Genomic DNA, 23,319 nt, shown 5'->3' with positions numbered 1-23,319 from the left:
ACCGCAAAAGTTTTGGTGATGAAATTATCACTTTATATTGATATTGAGCGAGCAGGGAGATATAAAAAAAGAAGTGGAACGATTGCAGTTGCTTAGCGATAAGAACGCCGCGATCGATACCAAACTCGATGAATTATTGGAGCTACTGGCCCATGGCCAGATCGACAGCGAAAAGGCCAAGCAGATACGCCTGCGGATGGACAACGCGCTTGACGAAGCCACTCCACACCACATCAGGCTTGATGCCTTTAAACAAATAGACCACCGTACCGACCGAGAGGCCATGCTTGACGACCTGACCGTACTGCTGGCCAATAACCAGATCGATAGCAAGATGTCGAAAAAGTACCTGCAGGCCGAGCGTGTTTCGCGCGGGGTGCTGGTGCTGATCGGGCTGGTGCTGATCACTTTGGGTTTTGCCATGATCATTATGCCAGCTCCGCCTTACTTCGAGATGTTCACGATCATTTGGTTCAACCCGCAGGATGGTATCACCCTCATGGATGTGATATCGTTGTTAGTGATCCTGTGCGGCGTTTACTTACTGGTCAGGTCTCTGCACAAAAAATTAAGTACCGGTAATTAAGATGGCCACCCGATCGAAGAACATATTACTGGTTGATGATAACCCGCTTTTTTTAAAGCTGCTTAAGCAGGCCTTTACCAAAAGCGGCATTAGCTGCCATACGGCGCTTTCGGTAGCCGAAGCGTTAGAACATCTGCAGCATAATACGCCCGACATCATTTTATCGGACTATGAGATGCCTGGCCGTAACGGCATGGAGTTCAGACGTGAGCTCATGAACGAGGAGCGCTTAAAGGATATACCCTTTATTTTCCTGACCGGCGTTAATGATGAACGCACCCGCTACAAAGGATTAGGCCTGCAAGCCATCGACTATGTGATCAAGGATACGCCTATTGAGGTGATCATTGCCAAAGTGAGCAATCTGCTGCGCACTGTGGATAAGCAGCGGCAGTTGTCGGAACTGGAGATCCGCAATACAGTGGCCGCGCTGAACATCAAGACAGTTACCGGCCATGTACCGAAGATCAACGGGTTAGAATTTGACCTTTGGCACCAAGACTACCAGGACATTCCCGGCGGTGATGTGATCGACTTTATTGAGCCTGACGAACATCACGTGTACATCGTGTTGAGCGATGTGATGGGCAAAAAATGGAAGGCCTGGTTCTATACCTTTGGTTACTTGAGCTATATACGCGCGGCCATACGCATGGGTACCCAGTTAGGCGCATATACCGCTGCCGAGATGCTGCGCACCATGAATACCCTGATCTATGATGATGAGCGTTTAAGTGGCATACTGGCCAGCCTCTCGCTGATCGGGGTAGATAAGCGCACCGGAGAGATGAGTTATGCAGGCGCCGGTGATCTTCCGCTGCTACACTACCAGGCAAACAGCGGCCAAATGCAGCAGATCGATTCGTCAGGCCTGTTATTAGGGCTCATGGCCGATGGAGGTTATTCTGACCGGCCGATCACACTACTGCCTGGCGATCAGCTGTTCATCTTTAGCGATGGACTTACGGACATGGCCGTAGGCGACGAGAAAAAAAGCGATTATCATTCATTTGCCAGACAATTGCAACAGCATTTGCAGGATGGGTATACCTTTGCACAATTAAAAGAAAGTTTGAAACAGCGATCGGCCAATTTGGTTGATGATAGTAGCATTATACATATTCTTAAAACTCCCCATACATGATAAGCCTGATAAAGGAAGAACCAACACATTTGATCGTACAGGTAGATCTTACTGAAGCTAACTTAAGCCATGCCGACCAGGTAAAAGAGGACCTGATATCATTCCTGGAAGCTAAAGGCCGCAGTTTATGGGTGGATATGCATAAGGTGAGTTATGTGGACAGTTCCTTTTTAGGAGCCCTGGTGGCCGCATTGAAACACGCCATCAGCATGAAGGCCGATGTGGTACTATTGGGCCTGCAAAAAGATATAGAGGATCTTTTAAAACTGATACGCCTCGACAGGGTTTTCAAGATATACAGTAGCGAGGAAGAAGCCCGCAAAGCTGCACAGATCTGACCTGAATTATGCAAGGCGTTGAGACCTTTGAGTTCGATAACCAGGCGTCAAATATTGGCGCTTTCACCCGGCAAATGCTTGGCCGCATGGAGATTTTGCTTGACGGGCACCCCCGAACGCGCGCCGTAATGCTCCGAAGCAAATTCATCATTGCTGAGTTGCTGAACAACGCCGTGAAACATTCAGGCACTGAGCTTACGCAATTCATCATCAAAGTAGAACCTTCGTGTGTTTCTATCAGTAAGCGAGACAAAGGTCGCCCGTTCAACCTGATCGAGCATGTGCAGGCGCCAAAAGACCAGATCGTGGTAAGCGCCGATGCGATGCATTTATTGTATGCGGTGGTAAAAGAGGATACCGTTCACTTTTTTTGCAAAGAGAACTTTACGCTTAAGGTAGATGCCACCGAGTTGAGCGAACATATGGGTTTACTCATCATCACCAAAGCTGCTGATGAGTTCATTTACCGGTTCGAACATCCTGAAAATATATTCTGCGCTCAGCTTGATCTAAGCTGATATCAATTCGGTTCGTGGCTGATCATCTGCGGCAAGCTTTTTATCGATCGCCGCGATCACTTCGCCATGGTTCTGCAGATCAAATTTGCGTGCGTATAATTTGTTGGAGACCAGCAACGCTGGTATATCTTCTGCCTGGAAGGTTTTGGGGCTCGCACCGCCCGCGCTCCAATCAATGTAGCGTAAGTTATCGTTCACCATTTGAGCACGTAAAGGTGAGTTGAATAACATGGTCTGGAAAACGAATTCGTCTGGTCCCCAGGTAAGTTTGATGAACCGCCTGAAATTGGGATGCTCGTTCCAGTACTTTACCATATAGCCAACGCTTTCCATGCTTGTGGTGAACCACTGCGAATGCCCCACGCCTACCATACCATCAGGTAATTTTCGCTTCGGCATGATCTTGTTCACCAGGCCTTGCAGCTTGTATACACCCGGAAAAGCGTACTCATTGAAGTGGTAATGTACGATGCGCGATACGGCGTCTGTCCACTCCTCCAGTATAGGCATATAACTCATGAAGATCTTGCCTTTATTGAGCTCCAAAAAAGAATGTATGTCCTGCGGTCGCTGTAACGGAAGATCGGCACCGCTAAGCAAGTTCACAAAATCATGATCACCGGCCTGTTTCACCATCTGCTCAAAGCTATTGATCGTAGCTTGTACGATACTGTAGGCACCCCACTTCACTTTTACGCGTTGATGGATGAAGGTGACATTAGAGCGCTGCTTCAGGTGTTCGAAGGGTTGTATATCGGCTTTCTCGTCCAGGTGGACGAAGATGCTATCTTCCGCATAGGTCAAACTATCGATCAGATGCTCTAACTGCTGCGGGTTATTGTGAGCCAATATCAAATGGGCGATCTTCATTACTTTAAACTTTGATCAATACTGTAGCCTATTGTTGTTGCTAAGAGAAACTATACGGTTCGAAACTTGGGCATTAACCATGCCTTTACTTGCTGGTATCCGGCCACATAAACATCCCATAATCCGAACCACTGATACTTGCGAAGCGCATAATAACCGATCAGTGTGCCGATCAATACCGGGAATAATGTCGCAATAGCTATGCCATATATACTCCCTAACCAGTGCACGCCCAACCAATCGAAAAAAAGATTAGCGGCCAGCATTACCAGCACTTTGTAAAAGTTGACCTTAGGCCGGTGGATCACATCCAGCGTGAGGGCAAAAAAGCGATCGGCCGGGTATAGTAACGCAAAGCTCAGGAACCACCTGAACACGTTCGCTGCTTCGGTGCCCACATACTTACCGCCACCGATCAGATAAATTGGCAAATCCGCTAATAAGCAACCTGCGATCACCAGCGGCACAAGCACTACGCTTATGGTACCTGTATACCGTTTCATCACCTTTATTACGGCAGCACGATCATTTTGGTTATATGCCTCTGAAAGTTCGGGCATACAGGTAGCGGCAAAGCTGCGCAAAGGGATCTCCACTAATTGCATCAGCGTTTGGCCAAGATTATAAATAGCCACTGCCTGCTTATTAAGCATAAAGTTGATGATGAACGTATCAGAGGTACGGAACAGGTTAGCGCTTAAAGTAGTACCTACACTGTACTTACCAAAATGATACATCTCGGCAACATGGTGCTTACTCCGATGTTTAAGCCAGGTAAATCCGCTCCAACCCATCACGAACACATATGCACTGGTGATCACATTGGATCCGATATACGCGTACAGGATCGTATAGACGCTGATGGCACCACTGAAGTAAAGCGCCGCTACACCTGCTATAAAAGAAAGCTGATTGATCAGCCGCACGTACAGCAAACGGTCAAAACGCTGCTCGCCTTGTAATATGCACGTGGCCATGAACCAGGGTAATGATGAAACGTAACACAAACCCGACCATTGAAAGAACATGACCAGACTTTGATCATGCTGAACATACGGCACCAAAAAGCTAAGCGGTAAGTTGAGCAGCAATAACAGGCCTGTGATCAGCGAGGCGATGTACCATGCCGAGCCAGCCACTTCGGCCTTACGTTCAGCAGTAGCTCCGGCGTAAAATTTAATGAAAGCAGTGGTCAAAAAGCCCGAGCGCAACGTCTCCACCAATATCAACACTGATTGAAAGAACACCCATATCCCTGCGTTAGCAACGGTCAAGGCATGATAGATGAATACCATGGTGACCAGTGCCAGGCCTGACATGATCACGTTTCCCGCCAGAGACAGAAAGTGTTTGTTTTGGATGAGTGTAATAACTTTATGCCACATTTAACGTAGAAAACAGTGCAAGCATTTCAATAATGGTGCCTGCAAAGATCCGGCACATAATTAGCATATTAGCACGATATGGATGTAAACGTAAAATCATTTCCTGATGTTACCCTGCTCATCACTCATTACAACCGCAGCAGGTCGTTACTACGTTTGTTAGAGACCTTTAGCCAGCAAAATTTTTCTTTTGGCGGCATCGTAGTGTCTGACGATGGTAGTCAACCAGAGCATCTGGAAGTGCTGAAACATCAGCAGAGCGTTTACGGATATGACCTGGTGACCACGCCTAAAAATCGCGGATTGGGCAATAATATCAACAAAGGGCAGGATGCAGTGACCACACCTTACACCCTTTACGTTCAGGAGGACTTTGAACCCAAGCCAGCGTTCATTGATCACTTTAGAGATGCGCTCGGTTATTTTGAGGCCGACCCCGAACTGGACATTGCCCGCTTTTACGCTTATTTTGCTTATCCATATACTAAACCCTACGGTAAGGGCTTTGTTCAAATGATCTTTAAGCCTCAGTTGTGGGCCAGCAACCATCTTAAATTTTATGTGTACAGCGATCACCCGCATTTGCGGCGTACCTCATTCTTTCAAAAATTCGGGCGTTATGCCGAAGGGGTGAAAGGCGATATCACCGAATACCGCATGGCGCGGTCGTTCATTCGCAATAAAGGCAAAGGCATCTTTTTTGAGCGCTTCAATGACCTGTTCTACCAGAAGAACTCAAGCGACGAACCAAGTACCATGGATCGTGCCGGCTGGCGCGAAAGCCGTAACCCGCTCATGCTTGCCCTGCGTGCTGTGTACCTGAAGGTCAAACTGGCTCGCTGGACCTACGATGTATTATATAAAAAAGACAACTGATCCGTACCTTTATCTTCAACAACAATAGTTGACATGCCCACGCATTTTCCTACCATCACTTTACTGATCACTCATTACAACCGCAGCCGGTCGCTCGAACGTTTGTTGCAGGCCTTCCAGCAACAGGATATAAGTTTTGGCGATATCGTAGTGTCAGATGATGGCAGTAAGCCCGAACACCAGGAAAGGTTGAAACAGATAGCGCCTGCATACGGATTCAGGCTCATCACCACACCGCAGAACCGCGGGTTGGGTAACAACATCAACAAAGGGCAGGATGCGGTGACCTCCCCCTATACCTTATACGTTCAGGAAGATTTTGACCCTAAGCCAGGCTATGCGGAGCATTTGACCGATGCGATCGAGATCATGGATGAGCGGGCCGATGTGGACGTGGTACGCTTTTACGCTTATTTTAAATATCCGTATCTAAAGCCGTTCCGTAAGGGATTTTCTGAGATGGTGTTCAAGATCTGGTATCCAGGTTACCGCAAGTTCCATGTTTACAGCGATCACCCGCATTTAAGGCGCACATCCTTTTTCCAAAAATTCGGGCGATATGCCGAAGGACTAAAAGGCGACCGTACAGAGTTTTTAATGAACCTGTCCTTCATCAAAAAGAAAGGCAAGGCCATGTTCTATGAAGATTTTAAGGGCTTATTTGATCAGCTGAACACTTCAGATGAGCCAAGTACCATGACCAACACCCGCAGCGATCTAAAGCAAAGCAATAACCCCGTCATTGTACTGATCAGGGCCATTTACCGCAATGTTAAGCATACGTGGGAAGTACTTTTTTAATAGCACTATAGATCTCGGCCACGTTGTTGGTCCAGGTGTGCGTGCCTGCAAAACGTATACGTTCCTGTTTCAGCGTCTCGCTGTTCTCGGCAAGTGCCTTGTCGATCAGTTGCACGTAATCCTCTTTGGTCTCGCCCAGATAAACATGATCAGCGAAAGCGCTCATGGCCTCGGTGCGGGTAGCCACCACTGGTTTGCCCATAGCCAGATACTCATCGATCTTACGCGGGTAATTACCGATCGTGACCTGATTAACGATCTGCGGATTGATACATACATCAAAAGCACTGATGTATGCCGGAAGCAGGTCGGGGTTCTTGGCGCCTAAGAAATGGATGTTAGGGATACTGTGCAGATCACTTTTAGCGAACTCGCCATCTTCGGGTCCTACCAGTACGATGCTCCAATGCGGTCGTTGACGGGCCACGTAGCGCAGCAGCTCCATATCAAGCCTTATACTTTGCAGCGCCCCAACGTAACCGATCACCGGATTAGGAATATACATCACATCTTTAGGGAACTGCTTTTGCTGATCATACGCTGTAAAGGTATCTAGGTCACAACCCTGACCTACATAGAAAGAATTACTATTGTATTGTTTGCAGTAATTGGCCAGGTAGGTGGAGTTGGCCACGCACAGGTCGCTTTTAGCGATCAGCTCGGGCTCCATGGTGGTGCCATGAAGCTTCCAGTAGTCTACCGCCAGCATAAAATCGCGGGAGTAGTAAATGCTTACGGCCGGGGTCAACAGCTCTTTCAAATAAAAGCTGCGGAACATATCGTTGTCATTGAACAGCACGTAATCGGTAAAACCCAATTCTTTGACCGCCTTTTTGATACTGCGGGCAAAACGCTTGTTATTCAATTTATTGAGGAAAGTATAAAAAGTATCGTTCTTGATCCAATTCACCGATTCGATCATCTCATCGGGGTAGTAGGTCCAAAGGTTCTCATCAAGCCTTACTAAACCGTTGGTCTTGCCTTTGATCACCTCAAGCCGCTTTTTTACGTTGGGCGAATCCTTGTGCCGCAGCAAGGTGATACGATCCAAAGGGGAGTTTACATATAATACCCGGTTATGCTTGCTGAACTCGAGTGCTATATTCTTACAATTACTGCCGATCTCAACATCCCATGGCTGCTGACCTACAATAATGATGTCTTTATTTTGGATGATCGCGTTGCTCATATAAGTAGGTTATACGGGTATTGCTTTTAAGGTATTTTGGGCAGCCTGCTCCTTTTGTTTGGCCTGATCTAACCTGAATGTGATCTCGATCAGGGCAACCTCGAGGTAAAAGAACACGTTGGACGGATATTGCACCAGTGCCTCCTGCGGAAAGTTAGCGATATTATACGCAAAAACCACCAGCGTCATGGCCAAACAATAGGTCTTGAGTTCGGGGTCGCGCATTTGGTAATAGTTGTTGATCCCCTTTTTAATGATGGTGAACATCATGAAACAGAACAGGAACAACCCGATAAAGCCTTCCTCAACCGCTACGCGTATGTAACCACTATCAGGCGGGAAGTGGGCCAGGAAAGATCCCGGAGCGAACTTTTTACCCCAGTCGCCCGTGGCACCTAAACCGCCTCCCATAGGGTGCGTAAGGATGTAAGGCTGTATCCGTTTTTGGTTCTGCTTACGCAGGTTGTATGAGTCGTCATTATTTGGCCTGAAAGCCGTTTGGAACCGTTGAATGTTGGCGTTACCTGTGGGGATGTTGATCAGCACCAATAAAAATACTGCAGCCACGCAAGTGAAGATCAGCACACGCTGGCTATAATTTAGTATCGCGAACAACAACAGCGCAGCAGGCAATAGTACGTTAGCACCACGAGTACCTGAGAACAGCATTGAACTCATGTACAAAAAGGCACATACCACCAAAACGATCTTTTTCCAGGTTTTGAACTTGCCCGCTATTACGCATATACACAAAATGGTAGGCATCACCATGTTGTACGAGAATGACACCGGATCTGAAAAGGTAGAGAACTTACGCCAGTGCCCAGCAATGAACAGCAACGAGGCGATGTTGGGGTCAGAGTGCAGATAAGCCTCCTCAGCATCAGAGAAACCGATGTACTCCTGCTTGTAGGCATATAGTGCCGCTATAAGGCTCATGAGCAGCCATAGCTTGAAGATAAGCCTGATGTAGCTGACCGAGCGGATATTGTAGAAATGCACGAAGTATCCTAACAACACGATGGCCACCGTACGTATGGTATACACCCAGGCCAAACGTGATTCGGCGGTTGGGTTACCGAACTCCAGAATGTTATAGCCTAACCAGATCAGCAGTACGGTAGTTATCGGGCTTTTAAAATAGCTCCAATTATTATCGTCCTCCTTTACCTTGATGATCAGGCCTAATAGCAATAAAGCTTGTATTCCATCCATGATGGTACCGATCGGTCCGGGTACGCCCCACCTGCCCAGCATGAACAGGAAGTAGGCCATGATGAGTTGTAAGATGATACCGAACTTAGGATAGTTGACAATGATGTTCATCAACGGTAACACACCCAAACCCACCAGCATTAAGGCCCCGAACGCCGCCCCCGACCTCACCGTACCTACTGCTATGATGGCAGCAGCGGCCAGTAAGATGGCTATACCCGCAGGTGAACGCAACTTTTGGATTAAGAAAAAGCGCACCATACGCTGCCTGAGGCCGCCGCTCGGTTTACTGCCGGGTATGATCGCTTGTAGGTCGTTCATGTATACGTGTGAACTGCTGCGTGGTATCGTTTACAAAAATAGTATCTTAACGAATAGAAAGAAGGTGCTCAGAAACGCCACTACAATGGCCACGATACGGGTCACGTTGTTAATGCGCTCCTGAACCTCAGGGTCTACCTTATTATCACGAAGGGCTTTTGCTGTAGGATCAGTTCTCACTGCTTATCTTTCGTTGTTGTTATTAGGGGGAACCGGGTCGGCCGAGCCGCGTGTGGCTACCGAGTGCTGATTGGCCTTACGAACCTTCAACAACGACAGCACCTGGAAATAAATGAATTTTGGAATATTGACCAATGAGCGCCATATCCTGGCATCGGTAGGCGACTTGGCCAGTGCCAGGTAAAAGCCCAACACAAATAATACAAAACCGGCCAGCCATAATACCACACCCCATGCATTAATGAACACATTGGCCAGCATGCAAAATACGGCCAGTATCAAAAAGATAAAAAGTGGTGGCCTCAATAAGATCAGCCCGAACAGGAACTGGTTGAGGCTAAAATTACCGACCGAGCGGCCCACTAATGTAAAACCGTATTTAAAGTACTTGAACCAGGTATTGATCCAGCGCGCACGTTGTTTCACCAACTGCTCAGAGTGCGTTGTCTTTTCATCATAAACTACCGCTTTCTCGGCGAAAGCTATGCGTTTGTCTTGATTGAGGATGGCGGCCTGTAACACCTTATCAAAACCGGCGCCGCTTACATCACGTCCTTCCAGGCATTGGCGGTACAGCGCGGTGGTGAAAGCCATACCCGAGCCGGCCAACGTGGCCGATGACCCTACACCGAACAGGACCTTGCCATCGTAAAAATGATAGTATATATCACGTGCACCATCCAGACAGGCATAGGTGGTATCTAAATTCTTGGCCTCACGGATACCTTGTACTGCCTTAAAACCTTGAGCGAACATTTTATCGAGCTCGGTCAGGTATGATGGATCGACCATGTTATCGCTATCAATGATGGTCAGGCGTTCATGTGGGCGTTTAAAGCGTTGTATGGCATAAAAGTGCGAGCGCACGTTGCCGGCAAGCGTCTCCTCAGGGCGTAGAATGATCACCCGTTCATCGTCGAAGTGCAAACCACTGATGTCGCACTTATCGGCCACCACATAGATCAGGTAGTTGCTGTGATCAAGCGCCAGTAAGGAGTTGACCACCTCGGGGATAGAGCCAACCCATTCGTACGCGGTCACAATAATAGCGTAATCGGCCTCAGCAGGTTCGAGAGGTGTTAACTGCGGCTTTTTCTTGATGCTGTAGAGCAGATACAAAAAGATAGGCAGCACCAGGTTGTAGCCGATCAATACCTGAAACACTATCCATATCACATTCAACACTGTCATATCCGTTAGTTCATGAATGTAGTTTACGCCTGCTGCTCGGTTGCCGGTAAGTTACCTTTATCTACCTCATTTAACACCCAACCCATGAATTTGCCATTGAGGCCTTTCAGGTAGTTGATGTGTACTTTTTTATTCTCCTTAAGTGCCTGGCCGGCTTTAAGCACGGTCAACACTTTATCTGATATCTTCACCCACTCTTTAGAGCGGTTGAGGGCGTTCAATGCCGGTGCTTCGATAATGATGATATCGTAAATATGCTTCAACTGATCAAGCTCGTGCCTTACATCCTCCTCGGCCCCAACCTGGAACAAGGACACATCTTTGCCTTTGTTACCCAGCACCGTAATGGTAGACGCACCCGAAAGGTCACCTTCCTGCATGCCACAATTGAAGTAATCTTCGAAAAAGTATTGAGCTTTTACCGCTTTGGTAATATCTGGGTGGGTAAAGTCGCCATCGATCAGCAACACGCGTTTGTTCACTAATGAGTAAGCATAAGCCAGGTTCAGTGCGAAAAAGGTCTTGCCTTCATCCTTGGCCAGGCTATTGATCACTAATATCTTTTTGCCATGCAATTCGGCATCGATCTCATATCTGATGGCCTGCATCAGGTTGGTAAAGTTCTTACCGTCGGGCCCGCCACGTCCGTCCATCCAAAGGTCACGCAGGTTGAGCGATTCCCCTTCTAAACGGTTCAGGTAACCTAACACCGGCGTCTTGGTAGCGTTGGCCAGATCGCGTGGTACCTTAATGGTATTGTCCAGGTAGAACAGCACGAACAGTACCAATACACAGAACATAAAGCTCACCACACCGCTAATGATCACCAGCAACATCTTTTTAGATGGCTGCGCGGCACCCGGCATGGCAGTTTCTAATTGCCTCAACAGTACCGAATAGTTCGATTCCAGGCGGGTCTGGTTGTATTTTTCCAACACGTCCATGTACTCGTCGCGGGCGATCTGTATGGCGCTCTCATCCGCCTGAACTACTGCTTCGTGAGGCACCAGCTTGGTCAAACGTTCGTTCAGGCGTACCAGCTCTTTTTGTATGGAATACTTGCTGCTATTGGCCAGATCATACTGGATCTGCAAGGTAAGTTTTTGCTGGATCAAGGCCTGCTTGTTCACCATTGGATTAACGATGTACTTGTCAGACGCACGACTGATCTGCCCGGCTATCACACGGGTAAGCGAGTCGATCTTCTTTTGATATGACTCATCAAAGCCACTTTGTACGTACTGATCGTTCACGGTCTCCAACTGGGTACGTGTGTTCAGCAATTGTTGGTTGATGCGCACCATCGAGCTTTCCACATAGCGGCGGTCGGCTGGGTCAAATTGGCTATCAATGTTATCAATGGCCGCCTTGTAAGCTATCGCATCCTTGTCGGCTTGCTCACGGCGGGTCTCAAAATCTGACACCTGTCCATATAATGATTTTGCCTGTTCGCTCAAGCTCAGTACCCGGTTCTTGATCTTGTAGTCTTTCAGTTGGTCCAGGCGTTTGTTGAGCGTATCCTGTTTATTCTGCAACAGTTCGCTATAAAAGTCGACCGCCTTGCGTTGGTTCTCTTTTACCAGGTAAGTGTAGTAAGTAATGAACTCCTTACACAGGTCGTTCACCACCATGGCGGACATATATGGGTTCTCCGACTCGTATTGCACCACAATGAAATCACTGTTACCATCGCGGTAAACGGTCAACTTGTTCGATAAAGATTGGTCATCGTAATTCATTGATGCCAATAGGTCATGCAATCCTTTTTGATCAGGGTCAAACAAGGACAATGAACGTCGTTTGCTATAATATTCTTTAAATAAGCTTAATGCATGTGCCCTGGCGCTCGCGTTGAGCCCAAGCATCAGTTTGCTCGGCTTACGGTAAGGCGCAGGTTCAGACAGGTCATGGATCATGAGCAGGTATGATACCTGATCTAACATTTTTTTAGACCGCAGCATGGCGGTCAGGTTGCTGAACTGCTGACTTACCTGCGCATCCTGCAAGGTCTCTGACGAGTTAAGTCCTTTTTGAGTTTGATCTACGATGCCCGTGGCTAGCTGCGTACTGGACATGTACGAATCGGGCTGATTGCGCACCAGGAAATAAGTAATGATCACGGCTGCCAGTGGTACAACGATAAGCGTGTACTTGTGCCGTAACAAAAGTTTCAAAAAACTACTTAGATCCATTATTTGATATTTTCTAATCTATCGCCCAGCAACTCCTCCAGATCGGCCTTGGCCAAAAAAAGATCGGCCTCGGCCGTGATCTTGGTCTGGTTCTGTTGCACAAGCGTGATGCGCGCTTTGTTATAATTGTCGAGGGTCTCCTCCCCTTTTTCGAAACGGTAGCGTATATCCTTCAGTACGTTCTGCGCATCAATGGTAGCTTGCGATTGCAGCTTCAATGCACCCAAACGCTGTATGTACTGGTAATAACGCTTGCGTACCTGGGTGGTGAGTGTAAGCGTATATTCCTGGATCTCGTTATTGGCAATGGCCAGCTCTTGTTTGGACTGCCTTACCGCGAATGGCTTTTGTAGGTAAGACCCCAGGTTAAAGAACAGACCGAACTGCGTACCGCTGAACAAGCTGGTACGGTTATTAGTACCGGCTAACGACCCATCGGTATTGCCTGGCTGCAATGCGTTAAGATTGAAGGTGGTCTTTGGCTGATAAACGTATGAGAACGTCAATGCGTCAAGGTATGACAACCGGGCGCGGCCGATATTGCCTTTAGCGATCTCCACACGGCTTTGCAATGACCGTAAATGCGGATAATTGACCTTAGCCGTAGCAATGAGCTTTTCCAGATAGGCCTCATTGATATCAGGTATGATCGAGCTTTGTGCCATCACTTTGTTAGAGATAGTGATCACACTTAGTAACAGTACTAAAACAAGTGTAGATGTTTTGTTCATCAAGTGTTGTTTGCGGGCATATTACTTCAAGCAAATATACCTGTTTTAAGAGCGGAAATTACTCAAATACATTTATACGTCAAAAATAGTGTTAGGGTTTATTTTTTGTGCGGTATAGGCTTTTTTATCCAAAAGCGTTGACCGCATCGATCACCTTTTCTACCTGTCCAGGCGTGTGCCAGTATGAGCATGGCAAGCTCAAAGTGGTGCGATGTATCTCCGCCGAAATCGGGAATTCTTGATCGATAAGCGCCTTACTTAAAGCCTGTTGCTGATGTGGAGCAACAGGGTAATGTATCTCGGTACCGATACCCTTTTGCAGCAGGTGAGCCTTCAATTCATCGCGACGGTCATGCCTGATATTGAAGATGTGATACACATCATGATATCCTTCCTGAACCACCGGTTTGATCACATGATCATTCAAACCTTGCAGGTACAAGGCAGCAAGTTCGCGCTTATGATCATTGATCGCATCAATGGCTTTCAGCTTGATGCTCAGGAACGCGGCCTGCAATTCATCAAGGCGCGAATTGGTACCGATCCTCTCATTATGATATTTCACACTGGAGCCGTAGTTACGTAACTGCCGCATCACACCAGCCAGTTCGGCATTGTTAGTGGTCACAGCGCCGGCATCGCCTAAAGCTCCCAAATTTTTGGTCGGGTAAAAGCTAAAGGCACCAAAGTGACCGAACGTGCCGGTCTTACGTCCGTTCAAAGCCGCGCCATGAGCCTGGGCACAATCCTCGATCAGGATCAGGTCATGCTGCTTACTTATAGCCGTTATGGCTTCCATTTCACAGCATTTACCGTAAAGGTGTACCACCATGATCGCTTTGGTGCGTGGAGTTATAGCCTTTTTGATCAACTGCGGATCGATGTTGTAGGTCCGTATATCAGGCTCCACCAATACAGGCACCAACCCATTATTGAGTATAGAAAGTATGGTGGCTATGTAGGTATTCGAAGGCACGATCACCTCACTGCCAGGCTCCAGATCATACGCCTTGAGGGCCAGCGTGAGCGCATCGAGCCCATTGGCCAGGCCAACACAGTATGCCGAACCGTTCCATGCGGCGTACTCTTCTTCAAATCGGCTTACGCTCTTACCTAAAATATACCAACCTGAATCCAAAAAAGCATCGAACTCCTGTTTGAAACGCTCAACAAAAGGCTTATTCAGTTCGTGAAGATTCTCGTAAGCGATCATGAATTGTGCTCGTACGGTGTGAAAATGTAGTCGGCAGGATCAAAGTTCGTGCTTGCCAATACCAGCAAGATAGCATCGGCGCTAAAATCGGTCATCACATGCCAATCCTTGGTCTCCAGGATCAGGCACTTGCGAGGTTCATCCAGTTCGTAACGTTCCTCCTTATCACCATCATCATTAATGATGGAACATCGTCCTTGTATGCAAATGGCGGCTTGCACGGTCTGATGGTGACGGTGGCCTCCACGAGCAGAGTTGTCGACCCCGTAGATGTAAAATAAACGCTTGATCTGGAACGGGATCTTATCATCCAACACGGTAAGGTTGCCGCGCTCGTCGCTAAAAGTGGGAATATCTATTAAGTATGCCATGGGATCAGGTCTTGGCAGATGGAGTAGCTAAAATATGTTGATCGAGGGCGTCCAGCAGTTCGCCGCTCACTTTTGAATTTACTTTACGGATGAACAGGTCGTCAGAGGCCAGGATCTTATCAAGGTCGCTTTTATCTAATACCTTGGGGTGCGACCCACCGCCCGACCAGTCGATGTAACGGAGGTCATCATTTACTAACTCGTTCCGGTGTGCAGAATTCATTAATATCGTTTGAAATACGAACTCATCGCTGCCCCAGGTAAAACGAAAAAAGCGGTCCAACCGTGGATGTTCTTCCACATATCGTACCACATACATCGCACGCTCAGGCTCCATTACCCAAAACATGGCCTTTCCGTAAGGCACCAGATCATTGGGTAGTTTACGCTTAGGTGTGATCATATTCAGCACTCGTTCTACACGATGCTTGCCTTTGAATTTGAAGTTAGTGAGGTGGTATTGACTAATACGCGGCTGCGCCTCTATCCAATCTTTATCAATGCTTTGGTATTCAATAAATTGCTTACCCTTATTGCGCTCAAAAAAATCGAGGATATATTGAGCCGAACGTATAGGGTAGTCCTGACCGCTCATAAAGTTGATATAGCCGTACTGGATGCCGCTGGCCACGATCTCTCGTATGCATTTGAATGTGGCTTTGATCGTATTATAGCCTGCCCAACGCACATCTTCCCGATCTTTGATGAAGAAAACATTGGGGTATTTTTTGAGGTACAGATAGGGCTCGATGCTAAATTTTTGATCAACATGTATATAAAAGTCGAACTGCGGATGGGCTAAGACCTTGATCAACCTCTCCGTTAATTTAGGATCGGTGTAAGTCAGGATCAGATGGGCTATTTTCATAAATATCTATCGGATCGAGGAGTGCGATTATACGAAACAATTACGACCTTTTAGTAGCTTTAATATAATATCGTGCCAGTTCAATGCCGTGTGTTCCACACTTGGGGTAATGTTAGCAAGAATTTATTAGGATATGATTAGAAAGCGTGTTCGAACATCTGATCGCATCAATAACTTTTTGTTAAGAACTGTAATGATTACATTCGTTAAGTTTTATAGAACTGATGAATAAGAAGAAAGCTCCCCATATTACTGTAGCCATAGATAGTATCGTTTTTGGATTTGATGGATCTGAACTTAAGTTACTACTGATACAGAGGGCCATAGATCCTGAAAGGCATAAATGGAGCTTGATGGGCGGGTACGTTGAGGAGGACGAAAGCGTTGATGATGCATCGGCCAGGATCCTGCACCGCCTTACCGGACTGCAAGGCGTTTACCTGGAACAACTGCACACTTACGGCGCTGTTGACCGTGATACCAACGAACGCACGATCAGCGTGGCCTATTTTGCACTTATCGATATAGCTGACTACAAACAGCAGCTTAGCCATGACTACCATGCCGAATGGTTCCCGATCAAAAAAGTACCCAAGCTGATCTTTGATCATGACGAGATGGTAGAGGCCGCTAAAAAGCGCCTGCAATACAAAGCGGCCCTTCACCCCGTAGTATTTGAACTATTGCCCGAAAAATTCACCCTGCCGCAGATCCAGGCCATGTATGATGCCATCTACGAGGTCAACTTTGATAAAAGGAACTTCAGCCGCAAGCTGTTATCGACCGGGCTATTGATCAAACTGGACGAAAAAGACAAGCTGGGGTCGAAAAAAGGGGCTTACTATTACACCCTTAATAAGGACAAGTACAAAGAGAATCTTTATAAGATATTCAGCCTTATTATCACCCCTGAGCACCTGCAATTTTTCTAAACCAACTATTTGTTCGGCTGACCAAATAGATCTACATTTACCCCATTAAACGTCAAATTAACAATTAATAGCTAAACAGCTAACCATGACCAATAAACCTCAATATGTGATAGGTGTTGATTACGGTTCTGACTCGGTGCGCTCGGTGATCGTGAACGCTGCCGATGGCAAGGAACTGGCCTCATCTGTATTTTATTACCCACGCTGGCAAAAGGGCCTTTACTGCAATGCTGCTGAAGATCAGTTTCGCCAGCACCCTCTGGACTATATAGAAGGATTAGAGACCACCATCAAGAATTGCCTGGCCAAAGCAGGTACCGATGTGGCCGCCAATGTAAAAGGTATAGCCGTTGATACTACTGGCTCTACACCGGTAGCGGTGAATAAAGCTGGCGTTCCGTTAGCCTTGTTGCCGGAATTTGAGCATCATCCGGGCGCCATGTTCGTGCTTTGGAAAGATCATACCTCGGTACGCGAAGCAGCCGAGATCAACGAGCATGCTACCAAGTTCGACACCAATTATCTGCAATATGTAGGTGGTATCTACTCTTCAGAATGGTTCTGGGCTAAGTTACTGCACATCTTACGTACCGACGAGAAGGTTCGAAATAACATCTATTCATGGGTAGAGCATTGCGACTGGATACCTTTCCTGCTAACTGGTGGTACCGATGCAGATCAGATGTTACGCGGACGCTGTTCATCAGGCCATAAGGCACTTTGGGCCGAAGAGTTCGGTGGCTTACCTCCAAATGAATTCTTCGCCAGTCTTGACCCATTGTTAGATGGCTTTACTGACCGTTTATATAAAGACACTTACACATCAGACGTATCGGCCGGCAACCTGAGTGCCGAGTGGGCCGAGCGTTTAGGCCTGAGCACCGATGTGTTGATCGGTGTAGGCGCTTTCGACGCTCACATGGGTGCCGTTGGTGGCCAGATCGAGCCTTATCACCTGAGCAAGGTGATGGGTACCTCGACCTGCGATATATTGGTAGCGCCTAACCGTGATATGGACGGCAAACTGGTAAAAGGTATTTGCGGACAAGTGGACGGTTCCGTGATCCCGGGCATGGCCGGCCTGGAAGCAGGTCAAAGCGCCTTTGGCGATACCTATGCCTGGTTCAAGAACCTGATCGCCTGGCCGATCCAAAACCTGCTGAACGACTCTGCAGTGATCGATGCGCAAACCGCAGGTGCCTTGAAGGAGGAAATGCTGAATAAGATCATTCCGGAACTGAGCAAACAAGCCGCTACATTACCATTAAGTGAGAAGGCCGAACTGGCCATCGATTGGTTCAACGGCCGTCGTACTCCTGATGCTAACCAATTGTTAAAAGGTACCATTACCGGTTTAGGCTTAGGTAGCGATGCCCCACGTGTTTTCCGTGCATTGGCCGAAGCCACTTGCTTTGGTGCACGCAACATCGTGGAGCGTTTCCGTAGCGAAGGTGTGCCGGTAGAAGGCATCATCGGTATCGGTGGCGTGGCTAAAAAGTCGCCTTACATTATGCAAATGATGGCCGATGTACTGCAAATGCCGATCCGTATTCACCAGTTCGAACATACTTGCGCTTTGGGTGCGGCAATGTTCGCGGCTACCGTAGCAGGCATCTATCCTAAAGTAGAAGATGCGATGGCGGCCATGGGCGGCGGTTTCGACGTGGAGTATTTCCCCGACACAGCAAACACCGACTTTTACAATAAACGCTACGAGCAGTACTTGGCGCTGGGCAAATTCACCGAGCAACAGGTAAAAGCAAATAACAAAAAGGCAGAAGCGACCGCTTAATTCGACACACCTATTGATCACTTCTGCAACTTCAATAAATTCCTAAAATTCCGGTTCAAGCATAATGAGCAAATACGCACACATACAACAGGCCGCCTATGAGGCTAACATGGAACTACCCAAGTTGGGGCTGGTGATCTTTACCTTTGGTAACGTAAGCGCCGCCGACCACGAGCTGGGCGTTTTTGCGATCAAACCCAGTGGCGTGCCTTACGAGGACCTATCGACCGAAAAAATGGTGATCGTTGACTTTGATGGCAACACCGTTGAAGGTGACCTGCGCCCGTCATCAGATACCAAGACCCACGCCGTGTTGTACAAACACTGGCCAACGGTTGGCGGCATCTGCCACACGCACTCTACTTACGGTACCGCATGGGCGCAATCGCAACGGGACATCCCGATCTTTGGCACCACTCATGCCGATTACAATACTGTGGATATCCCCTGTGCACCTCCAATGAGCGATGAGTACATCCAAGGTGATTACGAGTACAAGACCGGCTTCCAGATCATGGATGTATTTGCCGACAAGGGCCTTGATCATAAAGAAGTGGAGATGGTATTAGTGGGCAACCACGCACCATTCAGCTGGGGCAAGACCGCAGCCAAAGCAGTGCATAACAGCGCAGTTTTAGAAGCTATAGCCAAAATGGCCTTGCTTACCGAGCAGATCAACCCACAAGCTCCGCGCCTGAAAGACGCCCTGATCCGCAAGCACTATGAACGCAAGCACGGGCCAGATTCTTATTATGGACAAAGTTAAGTGAGGAGTGAGCGGTGAGTGGCAAAGTAGTTGATACTGCCATAACATTGCTCACCAATAACAACTTAACTATTTAACTGATCAACATCTTAACTTTTTTTCAACAGAAAAATGATAAACTTAAAAGAATTAGAAGTATGGTTCGTTACCGGTAGCCAGGACCTTTATGGTGAGGAGACCCTTAAACAGGTAGCCGCTCACTCGCAAGAGATAGCCAATGGCCTGAACGCTAACGCGACCATCCCGGTGACCGTAGTATTCAAACCTACCGTTAAGTCATCTGAAGAGATATATAGCCTGGTACAGCAAGCTAACGTAGCGCCTAACTGTATAGGTCTGATCACCTGGATGCATACTTTCTCGCCCGCTAAAATGTGGATCCGAGGTTTAAGCATCCTTAAAAAACCGATACTGCACCTGCATACCCAGTTCAACGCCGAGATACCATGGTCGAGCATCGATATGGACTTTATGAACCTGAACCAAAGTGCTCACGGCGACCGCGAGTTCGGTTTCATGGTTAGCCGTATGCGTTTACGCCGCAAGGTAGTGGTTGGCCACTGGCAAGAAAAAGAAGTAGCCGACCAGATCAATGTTTGGGCACGTGCTGCTGCCGGTTGGCATGACTGGCAAGGTGCCAAATTTGCCCGTTTTGGCGATAACATGCGTTATGTGGCCGTTACCGATGGCGATAAGGTAGAAGCTGAGCTGCAGTTCGGTTTCTCAGTGAACTCATATGGTATCGGCGACCTGGTACATGTGATCAACTCGCTTGACCATGCACTGATCGACCAGCAGATCCAGGAGTATTTTGACCTGTACGACGTGATGCCGTCATTGCTTAAAGGTGGAGACCAGCACCAGTCATTAGTGGAGGCCGCTAAGATCGAGGTTGGCTTACGTACGTTCCTGAAACAAGGTGGCTTCAAAGGCTTCAGTGATACATTTGAGGATCTGCATGGCATGGTACAACTGCCGGGTATTGGCGCACAACGCCTGATGGCCGAAGGTTACGGCTTTGCCGGCGAAGGCGACTGGAAGACCGCAGCCTTGGTACGTGCCATGAAAGTGATGGGTGCCGGCCTGCCAGGAGGTAACGCCTTTATGGAAGACTACACTTACCACTTCGACGGTAATAACTCCCTGGTGTTAGGATCGCACATGTTGGAGGTTGATCCTGCCATTGCTACCGGCAAACCAAAGGTAGAAGTGCATCAATTAGGTATAGGCGGCAAAGCTGACCCTGTACGATTAGTATTTAACGTGGCCGGTGGCGCAGCGCTGAACGCATCCATCGTAGATATGGGTAACCGTTTCCGTATGATCGTTAATGAGGTGGAAGCGGTTGAGCCTACTCATGACCTGCCTAAGCTGCCTGTTGCCCGCGTACTTTGGAAACCATACCCGAACATGAAGGACGGATGTGCGGCCTGGATCTATGCTGGTGGTGCACACCATACTTGCTACAGCCAGAACCTTACCGACGAGCATTTGCATGCCTTTGCTGAAATGGCCGGTATCGAATACCTGTTGATCGGTCAGGACACCAAACTACGCGAGTTCCAAAAAGAGATCGCCTGGAACGATGCTTATTACAAGCTGATCAAGTAATACGATCTAATAAAGTTATCAAAGCCACCGTCCAACAGCGGTGGCTTTTTCATTGGGCAGCGATGCGCCCAAGATAATTTCATTTTTCACTGTAACCATTCGTGAACAGCCGGCGTCTTATCAATAACTAACGTTAATGACCATGAAAACTTTGTCTCGCATATTACTGGCTACTGCACTGATCGCAGGCACCACTCAAACTTTCGCTAAACCAACACCTGCTGTTAATATATCACGGTATGATGTACAGGACCGTCATTTATCGGGCTTCTCGGCTGTTGCTGTTTCGGGCTCGTTCGATGTGTATATCACACAAGGTTCTACTGAATCGGTAAAGGTGGAAGCCAATGGCAACGAGATCGATAAGATCATTACCGAGGTAAAGGACGGCGTGCTGAAGATCTACAACAAAAGCAGCAGCGGTTTTACCTGGAACTGGAATAGCGACAGCAAACGTGTGGTACGCATAGTGGCCAAGGATCTGAAAAGTATAGGCATGAGCGGCTCCGGCGATATTTACTTTAAAGAAGGTTTCCGCACACAGGCCTTAAAGGTGAGCACCAGCGGCTCTGGCGATATTGAAGGCAAGGTAGATGTAAAGAACCTTGAAAGTGTAAGCAGCGGCTCTGGTGACATCAAACTGACCGGCCGTGCCGATGTGTCGAACATCCGCATATCAGGCTCAGGCGATTTTAGCGGCAAGAATTTAGTGACCACCAGCACCACCATTCGCATCTCAGGCTCAGGCGATGCTACCGTAAATGCTACCGAAAAGATCGATGCCTCTACCTCAGGCTCGGGGGATGTGCGTTACACCGGCGGTGCCCGCAACGTGAACAGCAATATCAGCGGTAGCGGCGACCTGATCAAGTTCTAACATAAACCTTATTATATACATTCAAAGGCGCACTTGTTGCGCCTTTGAATGTTATACCACCGGCCATGAAGCGGATCTGATAATAATTAACGAGATTTGCGCGCTAAACACCCATACACCATGTTACAGATAGAAGAGAACGTATCCCTCAAAAATTTCAACACCTTTGGTATCGAGGCACAGGCACGGTATTTTGTTGAGATAAGCCGGGAAGAACAACTCCGCGAACTGTTCATGGACGAGCGCTGGCAACGTATACCAAGGCTTGTATTGGGCGGAGGCAGCAACCTGTTACTGGTGAACAACTTTGACGGACTGGTGATCCGCATGAACATACGGGGTATCGAGCATCAGATCAATGGCGACACCGTGACCGTTGATGCAGGGGCTGGCGAAGTATGGAACGACCTGGTGAACTTCTGCGTGGACCATGGTTTTGCCGGCATGGAGAACCTGAGCCTGATACCCGGATCGGTCGGTGCATCTCCTATCCAGAACATTGGCGCTTACGGTGTCGAGATCAAGGACATTTTTGAAAGCTGTCGCGCTTTTGAGATCGCCACCGGGCAGATCAAAACGTTCACCAATGCTGATTGCCACTTTGGTTACCGCGAAAGTGTTTTTAAATCTACCCTCAAAGGAGAGTTCATCATCACTTCTGTTAAATACAAACTCAGCACCATACCTAAGCTCAACTTAAGCTACGGGGCCATTAAGCAGGAACTTACAGCACGCCATATTGACAATCCTACCATCAAAGATGTATCTCAAGTGATATCGGCCATCAGGGTATCCAAGCTTCCTGATCCATCTACCATAGGCAACTCGGGTAGCTTTTTTAAGAACCCGGTCATTACACAGGAGCAGTTCTCAGCCATACAAGCACAGCATCCCAACATATCACATTACCCTGCAGGCGAAGGCCTGGTCAAACTGGCGGCCGGCTGGCTGATCGAGCAATGCGGCTGGAAAGGAAAGGTAGTAGGCCATACCGGTACCTGGAAGAACCAAGCGCTTGTGTTGGTCAATCATGGTGGAGCCACCGGGCAAGAGATCTATGATCTTTCCTCACAGATCATTGACAGTGTGAAGGAGCGTTTTGGAGTAATATTGGAGCGTGAAGTGAACATTATCCAGTAGATCATACAACATTTTGTGTTTCACCATCCAATAATGTGAACAGTACGTAGGTTATTGTATGCAAAATGCAACACACCTCATCTTAACCTTATAGTTAATTAATTACTTTACAGATTAACCATAGGTAAATTTCTGGTAAACAATATATTATACACCCTCCTTTTGTTTTGATCCAGGCCACTTTTTTGATATTTAAGTTCAAAAGCACCGCG

At 47.7% G+C, this 23,319-nt stretch carries 23 protein-coding genes; 12 read left to right on the top strand and 11 right to left on the bottom strand.

Going from position 1 to position 23,319, the window contains the following annotated elements; translation table 11 throughout:
- Nucleotides 1-43 precede the first annotated feature (43 nt).
- The 4 genes from LLH06_RS02480 to LLH06_RS02465 are packed head-to-tail and all read left to right on the top strand — an operon-like array spanning nt 44 to nt 2,586.
- Nucleotides 44-586, top strand: a complete 543-nt coding sequence (locus LLH06_RS02480; protein ID WP_228171681.1) for a hypothetical protein — start codon at nt 44-46, stop codon at nt 584-586.
- A 1-nt stretch (nt 587) separates the two neighbouring features.
- Nucleotides 588-1,730, top strand: coding sequence for a SpoIIE family protein phosphatase (locus LLH06_RS02475; RefSeq protein WP_228171680.1), 1,143 nt, complete (start codon nt 588-590; stop codon nt 1,728-1,730).
- A complete protein-coding gene (locus LLH06_RS02470) occupies nt 1,727-2,068 on the top strand; it encodes an STAS domain-containing protein (RefSeq protein ID WP_228171679.1) in 342 nt (113 codons plus the stop codon). The genes LLH06_RS02475 and LLH06_RS02470 overlap by 4 nt, the downstream gene beginning before the upstream one ends.
- 8 nt (nt 2,069-2,076) lie before the next feature.
- Nucleotides 2,077-2,586 carry a hypothetical protein gene (locus LLH06_RS02465; protein ID WP_228171678.1) on the top strand — a complete coding sequence of 170 codons (510 nt, stop codon included), beginning with the start codon at nt 2,077-2,079 and terminating at the stop codon, nt 2,584-2,586.
- On the opposite strand, the gene LLH06_RS02460 is transcribed toward LLH06_RS02465, so the two are convergent.
- Nucleotides 2,578-3,456, bottom strand: coding sequence for a beta-1,6-N-acetylglucosaminyltransferase (locus LLH06_RS02460; protein WP_228171677.1), 879 nt, complete (start codon nt 3,454-3,456; stop codon nt 2,578-2,580). The two genes, LLH06_RS02465 and LLH06_RS02460, sit on opposite strands and share 9 nt — an antisense overlap.
- A 50-nt stretch (nt 3,457-3,506) precedes the next feature.
- Nucleotides 3,507-4,841, bottom strand: a complete 1,335-nt coding sequence (locus tag LLH06_RS02455) for a lipopolysaccharide biosynthesis protein (RefSeq protein WP_228171676.1) — start codon at nt 4,839-4,841, stop codon at nt 3,507-3,509.
- A gap of 78 nt (nt 4,842-4,919) precedes the next feature.
- Between LLH06_RS02455 and LLH06_RS02450 the strand changes: the two genes are divergently transcribed.
- Both LLH06_RS02450 and LLH06_RS02445 read left to right on the top strand, forming a co-directional pair.
- Complete coding sequence (locus LLH06_RS02450; protein WP_228171675.1) at nt 4,920-5,717, top strand: glycosyltransferase; 798 nt, start codon at nt 4,920-4,922, stop codon at nt 5,715-5,717.
- Nucleotides 5,718-5,750: 33 nt separating this feature from the next.
- Complete coding sequence (locus LLH06_RS02445; RefSeq protein ID WP_228171674.1) at nt 5,751-6,518, top strand: glycosyltransferase family 2 protein; 768 nt, start codon at nt 5,751-5,753, stop codon at nt 6,516-6,518.
- Here the strand turns inward: LLH06_RS02445 and LLH06_RS02440 are convergent.
- The 9 genes from LLH06_RS02440 to LLH06_RS02400 form a co-directional block, all read right to left on the bottom strand.
- Nucleotides 6,490-7,707, bottom strand: a complete 1,218-nt coding sequence (locus tag LLH06_RS02440) for a glycosyltransferase (protein ID WP_228171673.1) — start codon at nt 7,705-7,707, stop codon at nt 6,490-6,492. The two genes, LLH06_RS02445 and LLH06_RS02440, sit on opposite strands and share 29 nt — an antisense overlap.
- 9 nt (nt 7,708-7,716) lie before the next feature.
- A complete protein-coding gene (locus LLH06_RS02435; RefSeq protein WP_228171672.1) occupies nt 7,717-9,243 on the bottom strand; it encodes an O-antigen ligase family protein in 1,527 nt (508 codons plus the stop codon).
- A 30-nt stretch (nt 9,244-9,273) separates the two neighbouring features.
- Nucleotides 9,274-9,423, bottom strand: coding sequence for a hypothetical protein (locus LLH06_RS02430; RefSeq protein ID WP_228171671.1), 150 nt, complete (start codon nt 9,421-9,423; stop codon nt 9,274-9,276).
- Nucleotides 9,424-9,426: 3 nt separating this feature from the next.
- Nucleotides 9,427-10,614 (bottom strand): glycosyltransferase, encoded by a 1,188-nt coding sequence (locus LLH06_RS02425; protein WP_228171670.1) that lies wholly within the window; start codon nt 10,612-10,614, stop codon nt 9,427-9,429.
- Nucleotides 10,615-10,637: 23 nt separating this feature from the next.
- A complete protein-coding gene (locus LLH06_RS02420; RefSeq protein ID WP_228171669.1) occupies nt 10,638-12,806 on the bottom strand; it encodes an exopolysaccharide transport family protein in 2,169 nt (722 codons plus the stop codon).
- The gene (locus tag LLH06_RS02415; protein ID WP_228171668.1) at nt 12,806-13,537 is read right to left on the bottom strand and encodes a TolC family protein; all 732 of its coding nucleotides are present in this window, start codon (nt 13,535-13,537) and stop codon (nt 12,806-12,808) included. The genes LLH06_RS02420 and LLH06_RS02415 overlap by 1 nt, the downstream gene beginning before the upstream one ends.
- Nucleotides 13,538-13,661: 124 nt before the next feature.
- Nucleotides 13,662-14,750 (bottom strand): DegT/DnrJ/EryC1/StrS family aminotransferase, encoded by a 1,089-nt coding sequence (locus LLH06_RS02410; protein ID WP_228171667.1) that lies wholly within the window; start codon nt 14,748-14,750, stop codon nt 13,662-13,664.
- Nucleotides 14,747-15,121, bottom strand: a complete 375-nt coding sequence (locus LLH06_RS02405; protein WP_228171666.1) for a sugar 3,4-ketoisomerase — start codon at nt 15,119-15,121, stop codon at nt 14,747-14,749. The genes LLH06_RS02410 and LLH06_RS02405 overlap by 4 nt, the downstream gene beginning before the upstream one ends.
- A 4-nt stretch (nt 15,122-15,125) precedes the next feature.
- Entirely contained in the window at nt 15,126-15,989 is an 864-nt protein-coding gene (locus tag LLH06_RS02400; RefSeq protein WP_228171665.1) for a beta-1,6-N-acetylglucosaminyltransferase, read from the bottom strand.
- A 224-nt stretch (nt 15,990-16,213) separates the two neighbouring features.
- Between LLH06_RS02400 and LLH06_RS02395 the strand changes: the two genes are divergently transcribed.
- From LLH06_RS02395 to murB, 6 genes are all read left to right on the top strand, one after another.
- The gene (locus tag LLH06_RS02395) at nt 16,214-16,921 is read left to right on the top strand and encodes an NUDIX hydrolase (RefSeq protein WP_228171664.1); all 708 of its coding nucleotides are present in this window, start codon (nt 16,214-16,216) and stop codon (nt 16,919-16,921) included.
- 85 nt (nt 16,922-17,006) lie between these two features.
- Complete coding sequence (locus LLH06_RS02390; protein WP_228171663.1) at nt 17,007-18,713, top strand: ribulokinase; 1,707 nt, start codon at nt 17,007-17,009, stop codon at nt 18,711-18,713.
- Between the two features lie 64 nt (nt 18,714-18,777).
- Nucleotides 18,778-19,479, top strand: a complete 702-nt coding sequence (locus tag LLH06_RS02385; RefSeq protein WP_228171662.1) for an L-ribulose-5-phosphate 4-epimerase — start codon at nt 18,778-18,780, stop codon at nt 19,477-19,479.
- Nucleotides 19,480-19,590: 111 nt separating this feature from the next.
- On the top strand, nt 19,591-21,090 hold the full coding sequence (araA, locus tag LLH06_RS02380; RefSeq protein WP_228171661.1) for an L-arabinose isomerase: 1,500 nt from the start codon (nt 19,591-19,593) through the stop codon (nt 21,088-21,090).
- Between the two features lie 142 nt (nt 21,091-21,232).
- On the top strand, nt 21,233-21,967 hold the full coding sequence (locus tag LLH06_RS02375) for a head GIN domain-containing protein (protein ID WP_228171660.1): 735 nt from the start codon (nt 21,233-21,235) through the stop codon (nt 21,965-21,967).
- Between the two features lie 120 nt (nt 21,968-22,087).
- Entirely contained in the window at nt 22,088-23,107 is a 1,020-nt protein-coding gene (murB, locus tag LLH06_RS02370) for a UDP-N-acetylmuramate dehydrogenase (RefSeq protein ID WP_228171659.1), read from the top strand.
- The last annotated feature ends 212 nt before the right edge of the window (nt 23,108-23,319 follow it).

Origin of the sequence: Mucilaginibacter daejeonensis, from assembly GCF_020783335.1 — a bacterium.
Classification (GTDB): Bacteria; Bacteroidota; Bacteroidia; order Sphingobacteriales; family Sphingobacteriaceae; genus Mucilaginibacter; species Mucilaginibacter daejeonensis.
Note: the sequence above shows the minus strand (reverse complement) of the source record. Positions and strands in the feature narration are given on the sequence as shown.